This is a genomic window from Enterobacter sp. PGRG2, from assembly GCF_030291195.1.
Taxonomy (GTDB): Bacteria; Pseudomonadota; Gammaproteobacteria; order Enterobacterales; family Enterobacteriaceae; genus Enterobacter_D.
The window spans coordinates 4,275,340-4,294,872 of the sequence record NZ_CP127837.1; the positions used below are offsets into that span (position 1 = coordinate 4,275,340).

Annotated in this window: 12 protein-coding genes; 4 read left to right on the forward strand and 8 right to left on the reverse strand. The window is 59.3% G+C overall.

What is annotated here, in order from left to right:
- Window positions 1-106: 106 nt before the first annotated feature.
- The 6 genes from QRD42_RS19035 to QRD42_RS19060 all read right to left on the reverse strand — a co-directional run bounded on the left by QRD42_RS19035 (window position 107) and on the right by QRD42_RS19060 (window position 12,220).
- Window positions 107-988: a 4Fe-4S binding protein gene (locus QRD42_RS19035; RefSeq protein WP_318362722.1), complete on the reverse strand. Its 882-nt coding sequence runs from the start codon at window positions 986-988 to the stop codon at window positions 107-109.
- Complete coding sequence (locus QRD42_RS19040; RefSeq protein ID WP_321987862.1) at window positions 988-1,773, reverse strand: dimethyl sulfoxide reductase anchor subunit family protein; 786 nt, start codon at window positions 1,771-1,773, stop codon at window positions 988-990. The genes QRD42_RS19035 and QRD42_RS19040 overlap by 1 nt, the downstream gene beginning before the upstream one ends.
- Window positions 1,766-2,395 (reverse strand): DMSO/selenate family reductase complex B subunit, encoded by a 630-nt coding sequence (locus QRD42_RS19045; protein ID WP_318362720.1) that lies wholly within the window; start codon window positions 2,393-2,395, stop codon window positions 1,766-1,768. Before QRD42_RS19045 ends, QRD42_RS19040 begins: the two co-directional genes overlap by 8 nt.
- Window positions 2,392-4,776 carry a DMSO/selenate family reductase complex A subunit gene (locus QRD42_RS19050; RefSeq protein ID WP_321987863.1) on the reverse strand — a complete coding sequence of 795 codons (2,385 nt, stop codon included), beginning with the start codon at window positions 4,774-4,776 and terminating at the stop codon, window positions 2,392-2,394. The genes QRD42_RS19045 and QRD42_RS19050 overlap by 4 nt, the downstream gene beginning before the upstream one ends.
- A 168-nt stretch (window positions 4,777-4,944) precedes the next feature.
- Window positions 4,945-7,269 carry a peptidoglycan glycosyltransferase PbpC gene (gene pbpC, locus QRD42_RS19055; RefSeq protein WP_321987864.1) on the reverse strand — a complete coding sequence of 775 codons (2,325 nt, stop codon included), beginning with the start codon at window positions 7,267-7,269 and terminating at the stop codon, window positions 4,945-4,947.
- Between the two features lies 1 nt (window position 7,270).
- Complete coding sequence (locus QRD42_RS19060; RefSeq protein WP_321987865.1) at window positions 7,271-12,220, reverse strand: alpha-2-macroglobulin family protein; 4,950 nt, start codon at window positions 12,218-12,220, stop codon at window positions 7,271-7,273.
- Window positions 12,221-12,503: 283 nt separating this feature from the next.
- Between QRD42_RS19060 and QRD42_RS19065 the strand changes: the two genes are divergently transcribed.
- The 4 genes from QRD42_RS19065 to QRD42_RS19080 all read left to right on the forward strand — a co-directional run bounded on the left by QRD42_RS19065 (window position 12,504) and on the right by QRD42_RS19080 (window position 17,277).
- Window positions 12,504-14,048 (forward strand): PTS transporter subunit EIIC, encoded by a 1,545-nt coding sequence (locus QRD42_RS19065; protein WP_318374402.1) that lies wholly within the window; start codon window positions 12,504-12,506, stop codon window positions 14,046-14,048.
- Window positions 14,049-14,059: 11 nt separating this feature from the next.
- Window positions 14,060-15,421 (forward strand): 6-phospho-alpha-glucosidase, encoded by a 1,362-nt coding sequence (locus QRD42_RS19070; protein WP_321987866.1) that lies wholly within the window; start codon window positions 14,060-14,062, stop codon window positions 15,419-15,421.
- Window positions 15,422-15,642: 221 nt separating this feature from the next.
- On the forward strand, window positions 15,643-16,488 hold the full coding sequence (gene sseA / locus QRD42_RS19075) for a 3-mercaptopyruvate sulfurtransferase (RefSeq protein WP_072569342.1): 846 nt from the start codon (window positions 15,643-15,645) through the stop codon (window positions 16,486-16,488).
- Window positions 16,489-16,506: 18 nt separating this feature from the next.
- Complete coding sequence (locus QRD42_RS19080; RefSeq protein ID WP_321987867.1) at window positions 16,507-17,277, forward strand: MurR/RpiR family transcriptional regulator; 771 nt, start codon at window positions 16,507-16,509, stop codon at window positions 17,275-17,277.
- Window positions 17,278-17,432: 155 nt separating this feature from the next.
- On the opposite strand, the gene sseB is transcribed toward QRD42_RS19080, so the two are convergent.
- Together sseB and pepB are read right to left on the reverse strand one after the other, a co-directional pair.
- On the reverse strand, window positions 17,433-18,209 hold the full coding sequence (gene sseB, locus QRD42_RS19085; protein ID WP_072569344.1) for an enhanced serine sensitivity protein SseB: 777 nt from the start codon (window positions 18,207-18,209) through the stop codon (window positions 17,433-17,435).
- Between the two features lie 2 nt (window positions 18,210-18,211).
- Window positions 18,212-19,501, reverse strand: coding sequence for an aminopeptidase PepB (gene pepB, locus QRD42_RS19090; protein WP_072569345.1), 1,290 nt, complete (start codon window positions 19,499-19,501; stop codon window positions 18,212-18,214).
- Window positions 19,502-19,533: the final 32 nt, after the last annotated feature.

Consider the following 19,533-nt stretch of genomic DNA (forward strand, 5'->3'; position numbering starts at 1 on the left):
TGTTTTGTTGTTGTGCATACATGCGTATGACCCGGCGCGAATTATAGAGAGCAACCGCACTATTGCCTATGGACGAAGGTAACATTTTTTTAAAATAAGATGAGTATTAGCAACAAAGCGCCCGCATACCGTGCTGATGCCGCTGGCAGGTCGGACAGTGCGTACTGCCCTGCTGCCACGTCAGAAACGGCTGCTGGCAGGAGGCGCAACGGGCAGATGCCAGCGGCAGTTGCCTGACGGGATCCTCCCGCGGCCCGGCATTCAGGATCACCGCCTGATGATGGCACACCGCCTGACAGTTTCCACAGCCGGTACAGCGCGCTGATTCGATGATAAAACGCCCGCCTTCTGCGCGCAGCGCCTGTTCAGGACAGATCCGCCAGCAGGCCCCACATAACTGGCAGCGCTGCCGATCTATGTCCGGCAGCCAGCCGCTTACCTGCGGATACAGCTGGCGCAACACGCGCCTTCCCGACGGTACACGGGCGCTGCGGGTTTCAATAGCCTGAGCGCGCAGCAATGAACGGCGCGAGCTATCGATTCCGGCATCCGCTGGCGGAATAATCCGCCATTCCGGCTCCTGATATCGGCGCAACGTCAGGTTGAGCCGCGCCACCGCCAGCGCCCAGCCGGGTTGCGCATCAATATTACAGGCCACGGCACGAAGCTGATAAAGCCGGTGCCAGATCAGCAGCTCTTCCGTGCTGGCCGCCCGTAAGGACAAGGGCGCGACCAGCGCATCCCCGCGGTAATGGCGGATCGGCGGAGTAATACCGCTGATGGCCTCTGTCGGACAGACAAACAGGCAGTCGCCGCAGGACAGACAGCGATCCTCTGCGAGCGTGACTTTTCCGTTCACCACCGACAGCGCCTCCACGGGGCATGCCGACACGCAGGCCTGACAGCGGGCAAAACGCAGCGCATGGCGCACGCAGCGGTCGCCGATGGCTGGCGCCGCTGCTTTCTGAGTGAGCCTGAAGCGCACCATCAGCCGATACTGAAGAAAATAAAGCGCAGACCGATCTCAGCCAGCAACAGCAGCCCGCTTCCCGCCAGCAGCAGCTTTTTCGCTTTCCGAATACCTCCCAGACCAAAAATAATCATGCCCGCCGCCGACACTGCCCAGCTCAGGATAGAGAGCGTGCGCAGCTTCTCAAAGGCGGCCAGCGGATTATGCGGCAGGGTGACGATCTGCGGGCTGGCAGAGAGCGCGCCCATCCACAGTGGCTGCGCCAGCAGGCGAATCAGTACCACCAGCGCCACGACCATAACGGCAAGCGTAATACGCCTTCTGCGTATATCCGGAGCGCTCAGCGCGGCATATACCGAGCCGACAATGCCCGTCGTACCGGCAAACAGGATCAGCGTATTCAGGTGCTGCCAGGCGATCACCGCGGTATTAATGTAAATCTGCGCCATGCAGAACACATCGATCACGCCGAACAGCGCCGCCACCGGCAGCAACCATCCGCCCCCCGGTTTACGCCACAGCGCAAGCAGCGTGCACAGCCCGAGCGCACCGAGATACAGCGAGGCAAACACTATTTCCCGGCTTAACCAGGAGCTGGCGATATGACGCAGGGCGTTCAGGGCATTAAGCGGATACCCCATATGCAGCGTGGAGGCCAGCAGCCCCAGGCTTGCCATGATGAAGGCCAGCAACAGTCCGCTGCGCGGCGGGGTGCCACGTGCTGTCAGCAATGCCAGCCAGAGCGTGATGCCCACCGATCCCTGAAGCAGCAGCGTAAACAGCAGTAAGGGCAACTCATGCATGGCGCGGCTCCTCTTTTTCTGCGCCCTGATGCGCTTTGATCACCAGATTCGGCTGCGTGATGGCGGCATCCGGCAGCCCTTTCACGCTGTTAACATTGCCCCAGGCCGCGCGCAGTTCGTCAATCGGCCCGAACTTGATTGCGCCCAGCGGGCAGGTTGCCACGCATACCGGCGGTTCGCCTTTAGCCTGCAAATCGACGCAGAAGTCGCATTTTGACATCTGGCCGGTCTGTGCATTTAACTGCGGCGCGCCGTAAGGACAGGACCAGGCGCAGTAGCCGCAGCCCACGCACTTATCGGTATTCACCCGCACGATGCCGTCGCCAGGCCGTTTATGCATAGCGGTGGTCGGACAGTTTTTAGTGCAGATCGGATCGGCACAGTGATTACAGGAAATGGAGAGCGTGTAAGCAAAGACGTTATGCTGCACCCCGCCCTGCCCGGTCGGTATAAAGCCGCCGCCGGTCACTTCATACACGCGACGGAAGCGACGCCCGACTTCCAGATCGTTTTTATCCTTGCAGGCCACCTGACAGGCCTTACAGCCTGAACAGCGTGAGGAATCAATAAAAAATCCCAGCTGCTTGTCGCTCACCGGTGGATAGTCTGTAAACTGACTCATGCTTTTACTACCTCAACAAGCATCGTTTGATGTGAATTCCCTTTCGCCAGCGCCGTGATGCGCGCCGAACTCAGAACGTTGGCGCAGCCGCCGCGATCGATGCCCTGCGCATCGGGTTGCCACCAGGCGCCAGCCTGCATCGCCACCACGCCGGGGATAATGCGCGGCGTTACTTCCGCCGGTACCACGCTGATGCCGCGGTCGTTATGAATACGCACCTCATCTCCCTGGCGGATGCCGCGAGCCTGTGCATCCTGCGGGTTGATCCACAGTTTTTGCGTCTGCACTTCCTGCAGCCAGGGGTTGGCATACTGGGTAGAGTTGGCGCGGTTTTTCCCTTTCCAGGTAATCAGCTGTAACGGGTATTTTTCCGCCAGCGGATCTTCCGGCCCTTCATGCGCGGGCACATAGTGGGAGAGCGCCGGGATTTCCGGATGCTGCATGTCGTAAAGCCGCTGTGAGAAGATCTCAATTTTGCCGGACGGCGTCGGGAACGGGTGATTATCCGGATCGCGGATATTATCGGCGAAGGCCACATAAGGCTCGCTTTTGAACAGGTGCTGACGGTTTTTTTGCAGGGTCGCGAAATCCGGCAGTTGTTCTTCCGGCATCGCCTGACGCGTGCGCTCCCAGATACTCTCGATCCACTGTTTCTCGTCGCGCCCCAGGCTGAACGCCGGTTCAACGCCCAGTTTTGCCGCCACCTCGCGCAGCCATTCATAGTCAGAACGGCGCTCAAATTCCGGCTCGATGAGTTTTTCAGACAGCATCAGATAGCTGGCGGTGCCCCAGGTTTCGCCGATATTCCAGCGTTCCATAAAGCTGGTTTCCGGCAGCAACAGGTCGGCGTATTTCGCGCTTGGCGTCATATAGAGATCGCTTGCGACGATGAACTCAATGTTAGATTCATCCTCCAGCATTCTGGCGGCCTGGCGCAGATCCGGGTTCTGATTGGTGAGGTAGTTTCCGGCCAGCGAGAACAGCAGACGAATATTGCTGTCGAGTTTTTCCGCATTTTTCAGCCCGTCCTGCGGCGTGACTTTTGACGCGTCCTCAGCCGCCTGCACCCAGTTCATCACCGAGATTTGCGCTTTAACGGGGTTGTCCGGCATTTCCGGCCCGACGGTGAATTTGCGGTTCGCGCAGCCGCCGTAGCCCGCCGCCCAGCCGCCTTTTACGCCGACGTTGCCGGTGATGGTCGCCAGCAGCGTCGAGCCGCGCGCGGTGCGTTCCCCGCAGTTGTGACGCTGCGGTCCCCAGCCCTGGATCAGCGCCGCCGGTTTAGTGGTGGCATAGTCGCGCGCCAGCTGGCGAATGGTTTGCGCCGGAACATGAGTAATGCGCTCCGCCCATTCCGGGGTTTTGCGCACGCCATCTTTCGCGCCAGTCAGGTACGCCACCAGCGATTCGTTTTCCGGCGCGCCTTCCGGCATGGACGCTTCATCAAAGCCCAGCGTATAACGACGAATAAAGGCCTCATCATGCAGCGATTCGGTGACGATGACGTACATCATCGCGTCCATCAGGGCGTTATCGGTGGTCGGCAACAGCGGGATCCACTGGTCTGCCAGCGACGCCACCGTATCCGAATAGCGCGGATCGACGACGATAAAACGAGTGCCGTTTTGCTTCATCTGCTGGAAGTAGTGGTTAGTGTGGCCAAAGATGGTTTCCGTCGGGTTGTGGCCCCAGAGGATCACCAGTTTGGTATCCACAAGCGTGTCCAGCGAACTACCGCTGGCCGCCACGCCGTAGGTATAAGGCGTCGCCGCGGCGGTGTTACCCATGCTTACCGAGTGATAGCTGGCCAGATGACCGCCGGTGAGATTCAGTAAGCGCTGCACCATTGCCGTGCCGGAAAAAGGCCCGCCAGAAACAGCAGTACCGACGTGAACATAGCGTGAGGCGGGGCCATATTTTTCGGTGATCGTCCGCATCTTTTCGGCGATCAGGGTGGTGGCTTCATCCCAGGAGATGCGCTCAAACTTGCCTTCGCCGCGTTTGCCGGTGCGCTTCATCGGATATTTCAGACGATCCGGATGATAAACGAATTTGCGGTAGCTGCGGCCCCGCACACATGCGCGCATCACCGGCATCTGCGGATCCAGTTCGTTATCGGTGCGGGTGGAAATACGGGTGACAACTCCGTCTTTTACATGGGCGCGGATGTCACATTTACCGCCGCAGTCAAAGGTGCTGCAGGTCTGTACCACACGCTCGTCGCCTGTAACCGCCGCCAGCGGTTGTGCGTCTGATGGTGCGGCGTGACCGGACGTGGAGAAAAAAGGCAGGGTTAGCAGCGCGGAGCTGGCCTGAAGGAAACTGCGCCGTGAGACAGGCAGCAGGCCTTCTTCAGGCCGGGGATTTCTGGAACTGGTCATTTTCATCCGTAAAAAAGAGAGGGATTACGTAAAAAACGTAAGTTTCATCTTTTTCGAACGAATGCCATTTGACCTTTATCAACTACCACTAAGTTATTAGTTTAAAAGCCTCTTAACCTAAATGGTTCTTATTTAAAATTGACAGATCAGGCTTATTTTTCTGACTTTTTAGCGCAATTCGAAGCTTACTGCCGTCATTTGCCCTGATAAATCCATAACCACAACCTGGTAGCTGCCCGCCTTCGTCAGTTGCAGGGTTAATCTTGCGGATGATTCATTTAACGCTTCGCCATTGATAAACCACCAGCGGCGTCCTTCTCCGCCGGGGGCATACAGCGGCAGCGAAACCTGCGCCTCGCCAGGCAGACGGCGAATCAACGCCCCTTCCCGTACGCCGGTCAACAGCAAGGGCGCGGCGGCATTCTGCCCAGGCGGCGGGCATTGCGCCGAAGCGGGCGGCAATCTGGCGGCACGACGCTCCCCCGCCGGCAGCCAGGCTTCAAGCGGCCGCGGCCAGACGATGAGCGTCTTTTGCGTGGCGTCCGGGCAGTCCGCCGCCACCCGCTCGCCCGCCTTATTCAGCCAAATGGGGAAACGAATGCCGTTCACGCTTTCCTGATCCGGTAACAGCAGCGTCGGCGGTTCGCTGCCGTCGAGCAGCCAGGTGGCGAGGCGACGACGGCAGTTGCTGTCGCCCTGCGGCAAACTCTGTCCCCCCGGCCAGCAAATCACGCCGCGCGTCACCGATGCCGGACGCGGATCGACAGGCTGACGCGCGTTGCCGCTCACCGACTGTGCCTGCAACAGATTATGTACCTGGTTAAGCAGCGGCACGGCGCTGGCGAAACCGAACTGTCCGGCGACCGGCGTACCATCCGGCCTGCCGACCCAGATGCCGATCACATAGCGGGCGTTAATGCCAATCGCCCATGCATCCCGGTAGCCGTAGCTGGTACCGGTTTTCCAGGCCAGCGGCACCACCGGCGACAGGGCGTTGTCCGGCAGCGGCTGCGCCTGTGAAGCCAGAATGCGGCGAATGATCCAGGCCGAACCCGGGGAGAGCAGCGGCCGCTCGGCCAGAGGATCGGACGGCAGCAGACGCAGCGCACCCGCTTTCCCCTGACGGGCAAACGCGCTATAGGCGGCGGTAATGTCCGCCAGGCGCGCCCCTGCCCCGCCGAGGATCAGCGATAAATTAGGCTCCGCTCCCGCCGGTAAAATCAGCGGTAATCCCGCGTTACGCAGACGCCCGGCGAAACGCTTTGGCCCGTAGGCTTCCAGCACCTGCACAGCGGGCAGATTCAGCGATCTGACCAGCGCTTCGCTCATACTGACCGGGCCGTGAAAACCGCTGTCAAAGTTGCCGGGGCGATAGTCGCCGGAGAGACGCGGAACGTCCTGTAACAGAGAAGCCGGATGGATCAGCCCGTCGTCCATCGCCAGACCATAGATAAAGGGTTTCAGCACCGAGCCAGGCGATCGCACGGCGGTCACCATATCCACGTGGCTGAAACGGCTGTCGTCGTTGATGTCCACCGATCCCACCCAGCCGCGCACTTTCATATCAGTGTGATCGACGACGATCATCGCCAGCGAACTACGCTGCGGCAGACGGGTTTTTACGTTCAGCGCCAGATCTTCCAGCTGGCGTTGCAGCCCGGCGTTCAGGGTGGTGACAATCTTGTCGCTACGGGTTTTCCCGGCGACGAGACGGGCGAACAGCGGGGCGAGCTGCGGCATCTGTCGGGGTGACAGCCACACCGGTTCTTCCCGCGACTCCCGCACCTGTTGCGCCGACCACACGCCCTGCGATGCCATTCTTGCCAGCACCTTATCCCGCGCCGCCTGGGCGCGCTCCGGCCAGCGGTCGGGACGCAGACGGCTCGGCGCCTGTGGCAGTACTGCGAGCAGCGCGGCTTCCGCATAGCTCAGCTGTGACGGGGGTTTACCCAGATAAGCCCAGCTTGCCGCCCCCACGCCCTGTAAGGTGCCGCCAAAGGGGGCGCGATTGAGATAGAGCGTAAGAATATCGCGCTTGGACAGATGCCACTCCAGTTGCAGCGCGCGCCACAGCTGCCGCGCTTTACCGGCGAAGGTGCGGGAGTGGGGATCGAGCAGACGCGCCACCTGCATGGTCAGCGTACTGCCGCCGGACACCACCCGCCCCGAGCTCAGATCCTGCCAGGCCGCGCGGAGAACCGACAGCGGGTTAACGCCGGGATGCTGCCAGAACCAGCGATCTTCATACTGGATCAGCGCCTGTAAATAACGCGGCGATACCTCTTCGATAGTGACCGGATAGCGCCAGATACCGTCAGCATCGGCGAAACGCCACAGCGGCGTGCCGTCTTCGCTGACCACCACGCGCGCCGGATGCACCTCGGTGAGCGGCAGCGGCCAGATCCGATCCGCAAGCCAGACCAACACCAGCACGATCAACAGCGCTCCCGTCAGCCAAAGCCAGCGGGAGCGCAATAAACGATGTTGCTTCACGTTATGGCGTGACAATCAGCGGGCCGCTTGCAGCTCCCGTCGCCCGCCATTGCGGCACATACATCGATTCCACCTGCGGCACCGGCACCTGATACGTGCCCGGCGTCACCGCGCGCGCCAGATAGACCAGCGTCACCGGCTGCCCTTCGTTCACCGCCACGGCGGCGACAAAGCGATCGTCGCGGAACTCCATGTGCTGAATATCCGCCTGCTGCATCTGATTAAGCAGATTGCGGATCTCATCGCCGCTGTCTTCAAGGCTGGCGCTGCTGCTGGCCAGGTTCTGGTTTTCCAGTTCCAGGCCCGCTGGCAGCAGATCCACCACCAGCGCATCCGGCACGTTCTGGCTGGCGTTCACTTCCAGCGCCACCAGCACCAGATCGCCGCTCTTCAGCGAGCTGAGCGTCGTTGCCTGGCCGTCGGTGCCATAAATGCGGCGTTCGATGTGCAGCACATTAGACGACGGCTGCGGCGCATATTCCGGATAACCGGTGGTGTCCAGACGCAGCCACAGCGGGGTATCGGCAGTGTTCGTCACCTGCAGCGCGGTCAGTTGATCCCCCGACAGATTGCGGGTCAGGGATTTATTGCCGTGCAGCGCTTCCGCCTCCAGAGAGGTTTGCGCCTGCCAGGTGCCCGGCAGATCCTGCAGGGATTTACCAGCGAGGAACAGGGCGTTGCTCTCCTGGGTGGAAAGCCAGCGCTGACCATAAGCCTGTTCAGAGAGGGTCATCAGCAACTGATTCTGCGCGTCGTTAAGCAGATTATTTTCCTGCAACAGCGCCAGCATCAGGGCGTTATCGCGCAGCGCGCTGCCGTAATCCCCGGTCCAGCGGTCGCCCCCTTTACGCGGAGTTTTGAGCGCCAGTTTGAACGCCTGACCGCTGCGGGCTTCGTCGCCCATCAGCTTCAGCGCCACGCCGAGCTGCATTAACGGCAGGCCGGAATTCGCCTTATCGTGATGCTGCCAGATCTCGCGCAGTGCGCCGAGCGGGGCTTTTTGCTGACGCGCCAGCACCAGAGCGGCATAGGACTGGACGGCAAATTTGCTCGCCTCGCTATCTTCGCTGTAGCGCACGGCAATCACGCCCGGATCCTGCAAGTAGCGCAGCAGACGGGTGTTGGCGTTGTTAAGGGCGTCAGTCGGTACGCTGTACCCCTGCTGTCCGGCACGGACCAGGAAGTCGGTCACGTAGGCGGTGAGCCAGAACTCTTCTGCGCCATTTTTATCCCACAGGGCAAAACCGCCGTCGTCACGCTGCATCTGCAACAGACGGGCGATACCGATATCCACCGCCGCGCGGCGTTTTTCATCACTGTCGCCCACAATACCCAGCGCCTTCAGCTGGGCGGCGTTGGTATAGAGCGACGGGAACAGACCGCTGGCGGTTTGCTCCAGGCAACCGTAAGGATAGGCCCGCAGTTCCTGAATATAGCGCGCCAGGTTCAGCGGCGGCTTACCGCTGAGCAACAGCTGGCCCTGCAGGGTTGATGGCGCAAATCCGCTGAGACTTGACGTCGGCGCGGTCCAGCTCATTCCCGGATTGAGCAGCATACCGGTATTGACCGTCTGCGCCGGGTACGCCGGACGCACGCCAATTTTCCACTGTTTTTGCTGCGCCGGGAAGGTTTCCCCCGGCAGCGTCAGGCCGCTGATTTGCGCGTTGATTTCACCGTCGCCAAAGCCATCTTTCGCACGTACCGGGATATGCATCGTAAAGCGTGCGCCCGGGGCGATTTTAACCGGCTGCGGCTGTGCGCCTTCCAGACTAATCAGCCCGCTGGTATTCAGGGAGACATTCAGCGTTTGCGGTTTGTCGGTCAGGTTCGTGAGATCGAGCGTCAGACGGGTGGTATCACCACTCGCCATAAAGCGCGGCATATTCAGCTCGGCGATTAACGGCGCGGCGACGACAATTTTGTTTTCACTGCTGCCAAAATCGTCGTCGGTCCAGGCCTGGGCCATCAGCCGCAGTTCGCCGTTAAAATCACCAATCGGCATCGAGACGGTGCCTTCGCCGTTTTCATCCAGCGTCACCGGCTGCGCCTGTTGCGCGACTATGGTCACATGGTTGACCGGCGGCTTGCCGCCGCGGTTAAGCTCATCGCCGTCGCCACCGAAGCGCAGCGCGGCCAGACGCCCCTGCCCTTCAATGACCTGCCCGTAAATATCGTAGATGTCCGCGCCGTAGCGTTTCTGCCCGAAGAAGGCGTTCCACGGATCCGGCGTCACATAATCGGTAATGTTCAGTACCCCGCTGTCGACGGCGGAAAGCAGAACATTCACCTTTTTCGGTACCACGCCATTTTTCACCGTGGCCTTCACCTTGACCGTCAGATCCTGATTCGGACGCATTTTCGGCGGGTTATCCAGCGCAATGCTCAGGCGGCGGTTTTCATCGCCCAGCGGCAGATGCAGCAGCCCGACCGCACGTTTCGGCGTGGCTGAGCGGGATTTATCCCCCGGACGCACCACCAGCGTGCTCAGATAGAGATCGTGACGTTTCCAGGCTTTATCCACCGGGATGTCGAGGTCCAGACCGTCAGCAGGCACATCGATCTCCTGCCACCACAGCGGGCCTGCGGCAGATTCGACCATGGCGTAACCTTTACCGGCGGCTGGCGCAGTAATATGTAACTTAATGGTGTCGCCAGGCTGATAGGCGGGTTTATCCAGCTTCATGGTGACGCGATCGGGACGCGCCGCGCCCGCGCCGTCACTGTTATCCTGCCAGCTGTAACCGGCCCAGAAACGCACGCTGCTGACCGTTTCATCCGGCGCTTTCACTTCGAGGCGATAGGAGCCCCACTCCACCGGGAAGGTCACTTTGCCCGTTTCATCAGCGCGCAGATCCAGCGACTGCTCGCCTTCGACCAGATCTTTTTGATCGTACTGCGACAGCCAGCCCTCGCTCTCTGACCAGTTCCAGAAGTAGTCGCGGCGCTCGCGGATCAGACGCACCTGCAGGCCGGACACCGGCTGTTTTACGCCCTCCGCGTTGACGTAAACGATATCAAAGGCCGCATTGCTGTTTTCATCCACCATCGGCTGATTGACCGTGGTATCGGTGCGGTAGTCATACACCGCTTTAGCGGCAAACTGCGGACGAATACCGGGCAGCGCCTGCGCAGGCCAGATGGCCTGTTCAACGCGACGGGTGACCGGGCGGCCACCGGATTCCAGCAGACTGGCCTGCAAGATCACTTGTAACGGCGAGTGCGCTTCCTGCCACTGGCTTTCCACGCTCACCTGGCCGTGGCCTTTTTCATCCAGCGTGGCCTGTACTTCATCCAGACTGCGGGAGAGGTTTTCTTCCGCGATGTTACCGAACTGGAAGCCCGGCAGGGCTTTCACCGCTTCGCGCAGCGGACGCAGGAACAGCTGCCCCTGCAAGGTATTGCCGTTAGCCGGCGCGCCATACAGGTAGTAACCGGTGACGCTAAAGTCCACGTTGTCCGCCATCGCCAGCGGCGTTTTACTGCCTTCCAGCACCAGCGCCATGCGCTCCGGCATGAAATCTTCCACGTGGAAATCCCACTGGATCAACTGGTTGTCACCGGTATTGGCGCGCACGTGCCACAGGCCCGTTTGAGCGTTTGCATCAAGGGCATAATTCATCTGATACAGCCCGTCCTGCGGCTGGCTCACCAGCGTACGCACCACCTGGCCGTCAGGTTTCACCACTTCCAGCTTAACCGGCTGCGCCGCCAGCGGTTTACCGTCGGTATCACGCAGCAGGCCGTTGAGGATCACGGTTTCGCCGGGGCGATAGAGATCGCGCGGGCCAAACATAAAGAATTGTTTGTTGTAGCCAGGCGCGCCTGCGATATCGAACTCCGCCAGATCCAGCGCCGGGAGTTTAAGATCGAGCAGCGTGGTTTCGCCGTCTTTGCGCGCCAGCAGCAGCGCGGCGTCTTTGTCGGTTTCCAGCGTCGCGTGGCCTTTGTCGTCGCTTAATGACTGCGCCAGCGTCTGCCCTTTCTCATTGAGCAGCATCACTTCGATACCCTGCTGCGCCCCGCCGTTTTCCAGACTCTGCGTGAAAACATCCAGACGGTTGTGATAACGGTGCGCGGAAACGCCGATGTTGCTCAGCGTAAAGAGGGTGGCGGCATTGCTGTAGGTGTAATGCCCGGCCTGGTTCATCACCGCGATATAGACACCCGCCTGCTGTAACGGCTTGATTTCGCCGAGCGGCAGCAGCAGTTTTTCACGGGTATTACGCGCCGGATTGAGGTCAAAGCGGCCGGTATACACCAGATCCGCCATTTTCAGCAGTTCGTCTGACTCCCAGTTAGAGAGCGAATTCCGGTACTCCCACTGGCTGACGAAGGCGGGCAGCGACTCTGGCTTCACCCGGTAAAAATTCACGTCGACGTTATTAACGTTGAGCGCCATCACCGGCAGCCCTTCGACGACTTTGCCGGGCAGCAGCGATCCACGGCTGGCAAAGCCAACGCTGGGCTGAATATCGCGGGTGGTGAGGGTTTTTTCGTAATTGGCGCCGAAGGTGGCTTTGTTGAGCGCCAGCAGACCAGAGTCAACGGAGACTACCAGTTCGCGGTTCGGCTCCAGATGGCGTAAACGCAACTCTTTCAGGTTGGGCGCCAGCTCCCATGCCCCGTCGACCTTGCCGTTTTTCTTATCGACGAGGTGCACGCTTTGCGCGAAATCCTGATCCGGATCGAGCGGAATGGAGAAAGTCAGCACCAGGGTGGCGGCGCCATCCAGCTGAACTTCTGAGGCGTCGATAAGCGTCAGTGCTTTATCTTTGCTCTGCGCCGCCAGTTTTTCCCTTTGCGCCGCATCAGGTTTTGCGGTGGGTTTTGCCTCTGCTGTGGTTGCCGCTTTGGCAGGCGCTGCCTGCGGCTTATCATTGTCATCACAACCCACGACGGTGAGCGCTGTCAGTAATGCCACTGACAGCGCCGCTAATTTTAACGGTTTCATCCTGTATCCCTTGCCCAAAAGCCCGTTACGCGACGGTACGCTGATTATTATGCGCGAGCGGCTGAAATACAAAGTCAGATTCTGACTCTGGAAGACGCCTCGCAAATTGCCCTGTGCCTGTTGATGCACCATTGTAAGGTGGATCACAGGTCATAACGTTACATGTTACGTTATGCGTCATTTGTTTTTAAAACAATAAGATAGCTGGATAAGCACCGCTTTCGGCTGCTACCGTTATCCTGTCTTCGCACCGTTGTGCGCGGTTCATATAAGAGAATACGTTATGAAAAGAGCCGTTAATGCCCTACAGAATTTCGGTAAATCGCTTTATGGTCCGGTACTTATCCTGCCAATTGTGGGTCTGTTTATCGCATTTGGCAATGTGTTCGGTAACGGGAATCTGGCCGACTATGTGCCTTTTCTCGGTCACCCGCTTATTCAGAACATCGGACAGCTCATCGCTAAGTCTGCGGTTTCGGTGCTGGTTAACCTGGCGCTGGTCTTCGCCGTCGGTATTCCGGTAGGCCTTGCCGCGCGGGATAAAGGCTACGCGGCGCTGATTGGTCTCGTTACCTTTGTCGTCTTTATCAACGCCATGAACGTCACGCTGCAAATGCAGGGCGAGCTGGCCCCGGCCGATCAAATGAAGGCCGCGGGGCAGAGTATGGTGCTTGGCGTGCAGGTGCTGGAGATGGGCGTGTTCGCCGGGATCCTCACCGGCGCGCTGTCGGGTTATCTCTATAACCGCTACTCCGGGGTGCAGTTTGCCGGGGCGATGGCGATCTATTCCGGTCACTGCTTCGTCGCCATCATTATGCTGCCGGTTTCCATGATTCTGGGCGTCATCATGAGCGAGCTCTGGCCCTTCGCCCAGCACGGTATCAGCACGCTGGCACTGGCGATCAAAGGCGCGGGTCCCATTGGCGTGGCGATTTACGGCTTCCTTGAGCGCATTCTGGTGCCTACCGGTCTGCATCATCTGGTCTATACCCCTTTCCTGTATACCGAGCTGGGCGGAACGGCAGACGTGTGCGGCCAGACGTATCAGGGCGCGCGTAATATCTACTTTGCGGAGATGGCCTGTCCGGATGTTAAGCAGCTGAGCAGCACCGTGGTCTGGGATGCACGCGGCATCAGCAAAATGTTCGGCCTGCCCGCGGCGGCGCTGGCGATGTATATGACCGCGAAGCCGGAGCGTAAAGCGGCGGCAAAAGCCATCCTTATTCCGGCGGCGTTAACCTCCCTGCTGGTGGGCGTGACCGAACCCATCGAATTCTCTTTCCTGTTCGTCGCCCCACTGCTGTTTGTGGTGCATGCGGTGCTCACGGGTATCGGCATGATGCTGTTTTATCTGCTGGGCGTACACGCTATCGGCGCGAACGGCATCATTGATTTCATTCTCTATAACCTGCCGCTCGGCACCGAAAAGTCTAACTGGCCGATGTATATCCTGGTCGGGCTGATCATGTTCTGCCTCTACTTCGTGATTTTCCGCTTCCTGATCCGCCGCTTTGATATGAAAACGCCGGGGCGTGAAGAGGACGATCAGGAGACGCGCCTGTACAGCAAGCAGGAGTATCAGGCGAAAGGCAATAACAGCGGGCTGGGCGAAGCCATCGTGCTGGGGCTGGGCGGACGCGAGAATATTGACGTGGTCGACAACTGCTACACCCGTCTGCGGGTGACGGTAAAAGATGTCGACGTCATTGATGAGCCCCGCCTGAAAGCGACAGGCGCGAAGGGCATCATCAAACAAGGTAATAACGTTCAGGTGGTCTACGGGCTGCATGTCAAAAAAATGCGAGAAGCCGTTGAGACGTTTCTCTAAAGGAGCCAAACATGTTTAAACCTCCCTTTATTTTAGCTATCGCCGGTGGCGGCAGCACCTACACCCCTGGCATCGTAAAAAGCCTGATGGTGCGCCTGGAAGATTTTCCGCTGGCGGAGATCCGCGTATACGATATTGACGCCGCACGTCAGAGCACCATCGCGCCGGTAGTGGAAAAAGTGATCCGTGACCACAGCCAGAGCATCAGGTTTACCGTCACCAGCGATCCGGAAGTGGCCTTTAGCGGCGCACATTTCGTCTTCGCCCAGATGCGCGTAGGTCAGTACAAAATGCGCGAGCAGGATGAAAAAATCCCTCTGCGTCACGGCGTGGTGGGTCAGGAAACCTGCGGGCCTGGCGGCCTGGCATACGGCCTGCGTACCATTCTGCCAATGGTGGAACTGATCGATCTGGTGGAGCGCTATGCCCATAAAGACGCCTGGATCGTCAACTATTCCAACCCGGCGGCTATCGTTGCCGAAGGGGTACGACGTCTGCGTCCTCATGCGCGGGTGCTGAATATCTGTGATATGCCGGTCGCCGCCATGCGTAATATGGGCGCTATTCTCGGGGTGGATCGCCATAAGCTGGAGGTGGATTATTTTGGTCTGAACCACTTCGGCTGGTTTACCCGCGTGCTGGTGGATGGCGAAGATCGCCTGCCGGAACTGCGTCGGCATATCGCGAAATTTGGCCTGCTGACGGAAGATGCGGCGCAAACCGATCCGCAGCACTCGGATCCGTCGTGGGTGAAAACCTGGCGTAACATCCAGCCGATTATGGAGCACTTCCCGGAGTACCTGCCGAATCCGTATTTACAGTATTACCTGATGCCGAATCAGATCGTCGAACATCAGGATCCGAACATCACCCGCGCCAATGAAGTGATGAACGGGCGCGAGAAAAAGCTGTTTGCCGCAGCCGAAGAGTATCAGCGTACCGGTATTCTCCCCGATGCCTTTCACGTTGGCGTGCATGGCGCTTTTATCGTCGATGTGGCCTGCTCGCTGGCGTTCAACCTGCGTCAGCGCCATCTGGTGATTGTGGAAAACAAAGGCGCAATCGCGAACCTGCCCTATGACGCCATGGTGGAAGTGCCCGCGTACATCACCTCGCAGGGGCCGGAGCCGATGCGTATGGGCGCGGTGCCGTTATTCCACCAGACGCTGTTAATGCAACAGCTGGCGTCAGAGCAGTTGCTGGTGGAAGCCACCATTGAAGGCAGCTACGAGAAAGCGCTCCAGGCCTTCACCCTTAACCGTACCGTGCCGACCATGCAGCATGCGAAAGCGATTCTGGATGACATGATCGAGGCGAACCAGGACTACTGGCCAGCGCTGAAAAAAGCCTGGCGAGACGGAGAATCCGTGTGATTTTCTGAAGCTTGCTCGCGACTTAGCGATGGTGAACTTGTCGGTGTGAGAAAAAACACCGACAATCCGTTAATANATACCCTAAATAATTCGAGTTGCAGGAAGGCGGCAACTGAGCGAATCCCCAGGAGCTTACATAAGTAAGTGACTGGGGTGAACGAAGGCAGCCAACACACCTGCAACTTGAAGTATGACGGGTAANNNNGCTGACGGAGGCAACCATGACCACCTCGTATTTTGTCGCAGCCGACTGGCTCATCGAACACAGTGATGATCCTGAAATCCAGATTATTGACGCCCGTATGGCCCCTGCCGGACAGGAGCATCTGCGGGATATGAACGCTGAATACCGCGCCGGGCACCTGCCGGGCGCGGTTTTTTTTGATATCGAAGCCCTTTCCGATCACAGCACTCCCCTGCCGCATATGCTGCCGCGCGCCGAAGCCTTTGCGGTGGCGATGCGCGAGCTGGGCGTCGATCACCGTAAACATCTGGTGGTCTACGATGAAGGCAACCTGTTTTCCGCGCCGCGCGCCTGGTGGATGCTGAAAGCCTTTGGCGTTGAGACCGTCTCGATTCTGGCGGGCGGGCTGGCGGGCTGGCAGCGCGCCGGGCTGCCGCTACAGGAGGGGGAAGTCACGCTGGCGGAAAGCGATTTCGAGGCCACCTTCGATGCCGATCGTGTAAAACGTCTGACCGATGTGCTGCTGGTCAGCCACGAACGCACAGCACAACTGGTGGATGCCCGTCCGGCGGCACGCTTTAACGCCGAAGCCGACGAACCTCGCCCCGGTCTGCGCCGCGGCCATATTCCCGGCGCGCTTAACGTGCCCTGGCCGGATCTGGTGATTGAAGGCGAGCTGAAAACCACCGATGAGTTAAAAGAAATCTTTGCGCGTCAGGGTGTGGATCTGCATCAGCCGATTATCGCCAGCTGCGGCTCCGGCGTCACGGCGGCGGTGGTGATCCTTGCGCTGGCAACGCTTGGCGTCAACGATGTCAAACTGTACGACGGCTCATGGAGTGAATGGGGCGCACGGGACGACCTGCCCGTTGAGCCTGTCTAAACAAGGATAACCACGGATATGGATAACCGACTGGCGCCGTTGCTGACGCACAGTAAATCGCTGACGCGGGCGGAGTACCGCGTGCTGGCCCACCTGACGGCGCACCCGCTGCAGGTGGGCAAAATGACCGTGCGCGATCTGGCGCAGGCGACCTACGTTTCCACCGCCACCATTATGCGTTTATGCCGCAAGCTCGGATTCAGCGGCTACAGCGAGCTTATCTGGCACTGTAAGCAGCTGCTGACCGACACGCCCCATATCGGCGTGGAGGCGGGGCTGAGCGCGGATCTGCCCGCGCTGTTCGGCCAGTTTATAAACAACTATCAGCAAACCTTTCGCTGGGTAACGGAAGAAAAACGCCGCCAGTTCGCGGCGCTGTTGCGGGAAAAAGAGAGCTTTTTTCTCTATGGTGCCGGGTTTTCCTATCTGTTCGCAGAATACCTCACCAAGAAGTTACAGGTGCTGGGCAAAACGGCGTTTATTTCCGGGCCGGGTGACAGCCGCAATATTTTTCTCAGCAATGCGGCGCGCTATGAGGTGTTTATCGCCGTATCGCGCAGCGGCGAAACGGAGCAGGTGGTGGATAAGGCGACGATCGCCGCGAATGTCGGCATGACGGTGGTGGCCTTTACCCGCGCCTCGGCGAATACCCTGGCGGGGATGGCGGATCTGCACTTTCCGCTGTATGACGAAGCGGTGCATTACGATGCCGAGGCCGCGGGCGTGACCTCGTTTGAGTCGAATCTGGTGCTGCTGATGGATTTGCTGTTGCTTGAAGCGACCGGTTGATACTGTGCCGGATGGCGGCGTAAACGCCTTATCCGGCCTACAAAGATCGGGTGACAGTTTGCCGGATGGCGGCGCAAGCGCCTTATCCGGCCTACAAAGACGCGTGACAGTACGCCGGATGGCGGTGCAAATACCTTATCCGGCCTACATGGTGATCAAATAATACGGTTTTGTTTGAAGTCGCGCAGGAAGCTGCCCCAGCGCTTTTCATAAAACGGCGTAATATGCGCCATCATAAAGTGGCTGATGCCCTTATCACCTTCCACCACCTGACAGATGTCGATGGGTTCATCCCCCGGCAGGGTGTCAGTGGCGACGCTGCCCGTGGTCTGGATCACCGTTTCGATGTCGCCTTCCGCTTCAATGCCAATCAGCAAATTCGCCGGCGCGTCGGCCCCTTCTTTGATGGAGCACAGCCAGGCGCGCCTCACCGTTTTCAGGGTCTTAAACAGCGTGGTCAGCGAATCGATCATCTGCGCGGGCGGCTCCGCCACTTCTGACAACAGCAGCGAAGTACCGCCCTCCAGCACTTCCTGCTGGCTGAGCGGGTTTTCTTCCCCACCCACCAGATGGCTGATTTCGCGCGGCGTGAACTCTTTACCGGTCGGCAGTTTGGCGTTCAGGAACAGGGTTTCGCCCAGCGTCATTTCAAACAGCGTACGCACCGGCAGCACCACAAATGCCTGCTCGTCGCTTACCGCCTGCTGTAAGGCTTCCAGCGAGGTAAAGAACGGGATCACCGAAGTGCCGTCATCTTTTTCCCAGTGCTGAAGCTCCAGCGCGGAGTCTGCGACCACGGCCTCCCCTTCTGCTGCCGTACCCGGCACCCAGACGGTGGCCGTCATCAGCGCCCGGAAAAATGCCGGGCGGTGTGCAGGTTCCGTGGCCGCCTGCTCAAGCAGGGTTTCCAGTTCGTTCTTCGTTTCCGACATGCTTATTCCGCCGTCAACAGGTTCGCGATGGCACGCACGCCCAGACCGGTCGCCCCTGCGGACCACTGTTCCACCGCCGCCTTACGATAGGTTGCGGAGCAGTCGATGTGCAGCCAGCCCTGTTTGTAGTTTTCCACAAAGTGGGACAGGAAACCTGCCGCGGTGCTGGCACCCGCCGGGAAAGCCGCGCTGGCGGTGTTATTGAGCTCTGCAAAGTTCGACGGCAGCTGGCTGCGATGGATCTCCGCCAGCGGCAGACGCCAGAACGGTTCGTTTTCGGCAGCGGCGCTCGCCAGCAGACGGTTAGCCAGCTGGTCGTCAAAGCTCAGCAGTGCGTGGTAGTCGTTACCCAGGGCGGTTTTCGCCGCGCCGGTCAGGGTGGCGGCGTCGATGATCATCTGCGGCTTTTGCTTGTCAGCGTTGATTAAGCCGTCAGCCAGCACCAGGCGGCCTTCCGCATCGGTATTCATGATTTCCACGGTTTTGCCGTTACGATAGCGAATAATATCGCCCAGTTTGAAGGCATTGCCGCTGATCAGGTTGTCGGCGCAGCAGAGATAAAGTTTGACGCGTTTTTTCAGCCCGCGGGTGATGGCAAAGGCCAGCGCGCCGGTGATGGTGGCCGCGCCGCCCATGTCGGACTTCATGGAGTCCATAAAGGCGCTTTGTTTGATGCTGTAGCCGCCGGAGTCAAAGGTCACGCCTTTGCCAACGAGGCACGCGAACACCGGCGCGTCTTTGTCGCCGGTCGGGTTGTAGTCCAGCGCCAGCAATACCGGCGTACGCTCAGAGCCGCGACCCACGGTGTAGATCCCCATGTAATCCTGCTCGCGCAGATCTTCGCCTTTGGTGATGCGGTAGCTGACCTGATCGCCGGCCACGTCGCTCAGCAGATCGACCGCGCGCTCTGCCAGCTGCTCCGGGCCTAACTCTTCAGCCGGGGCGTTGATGGTGTCGCGCACCCAGTCGATAATTTTACGGCGGCTGTCCAGCTCTTTCTGCTCCGCTTCCGGCAGGCTGGCCCACTCCACTTTGCGGCTGCCTTTCGGCCCTTTATAACCCTGCCAGAAAGCCCAGCTGCGATCCACGTCCCAGCCTTCACCAGCCAGCGCCACATGTTTAATACCCAGCCCGTCGATTTTACGCGCGGCACGCTGGATCAAGCCTAAATCGTCTTTACCGTTAAGATGCAACGTGATGCCTTCAGCATTGATGCTGTAGGTCGCTTTTTCGCCCCAGCGCGCGTCGGCAGGCGCGGTGGATAAGGTGATGTTCATGGCTTCAGTTGTCATTTTTTTATCCTTTCTGGCCTGTATGTTAAAAG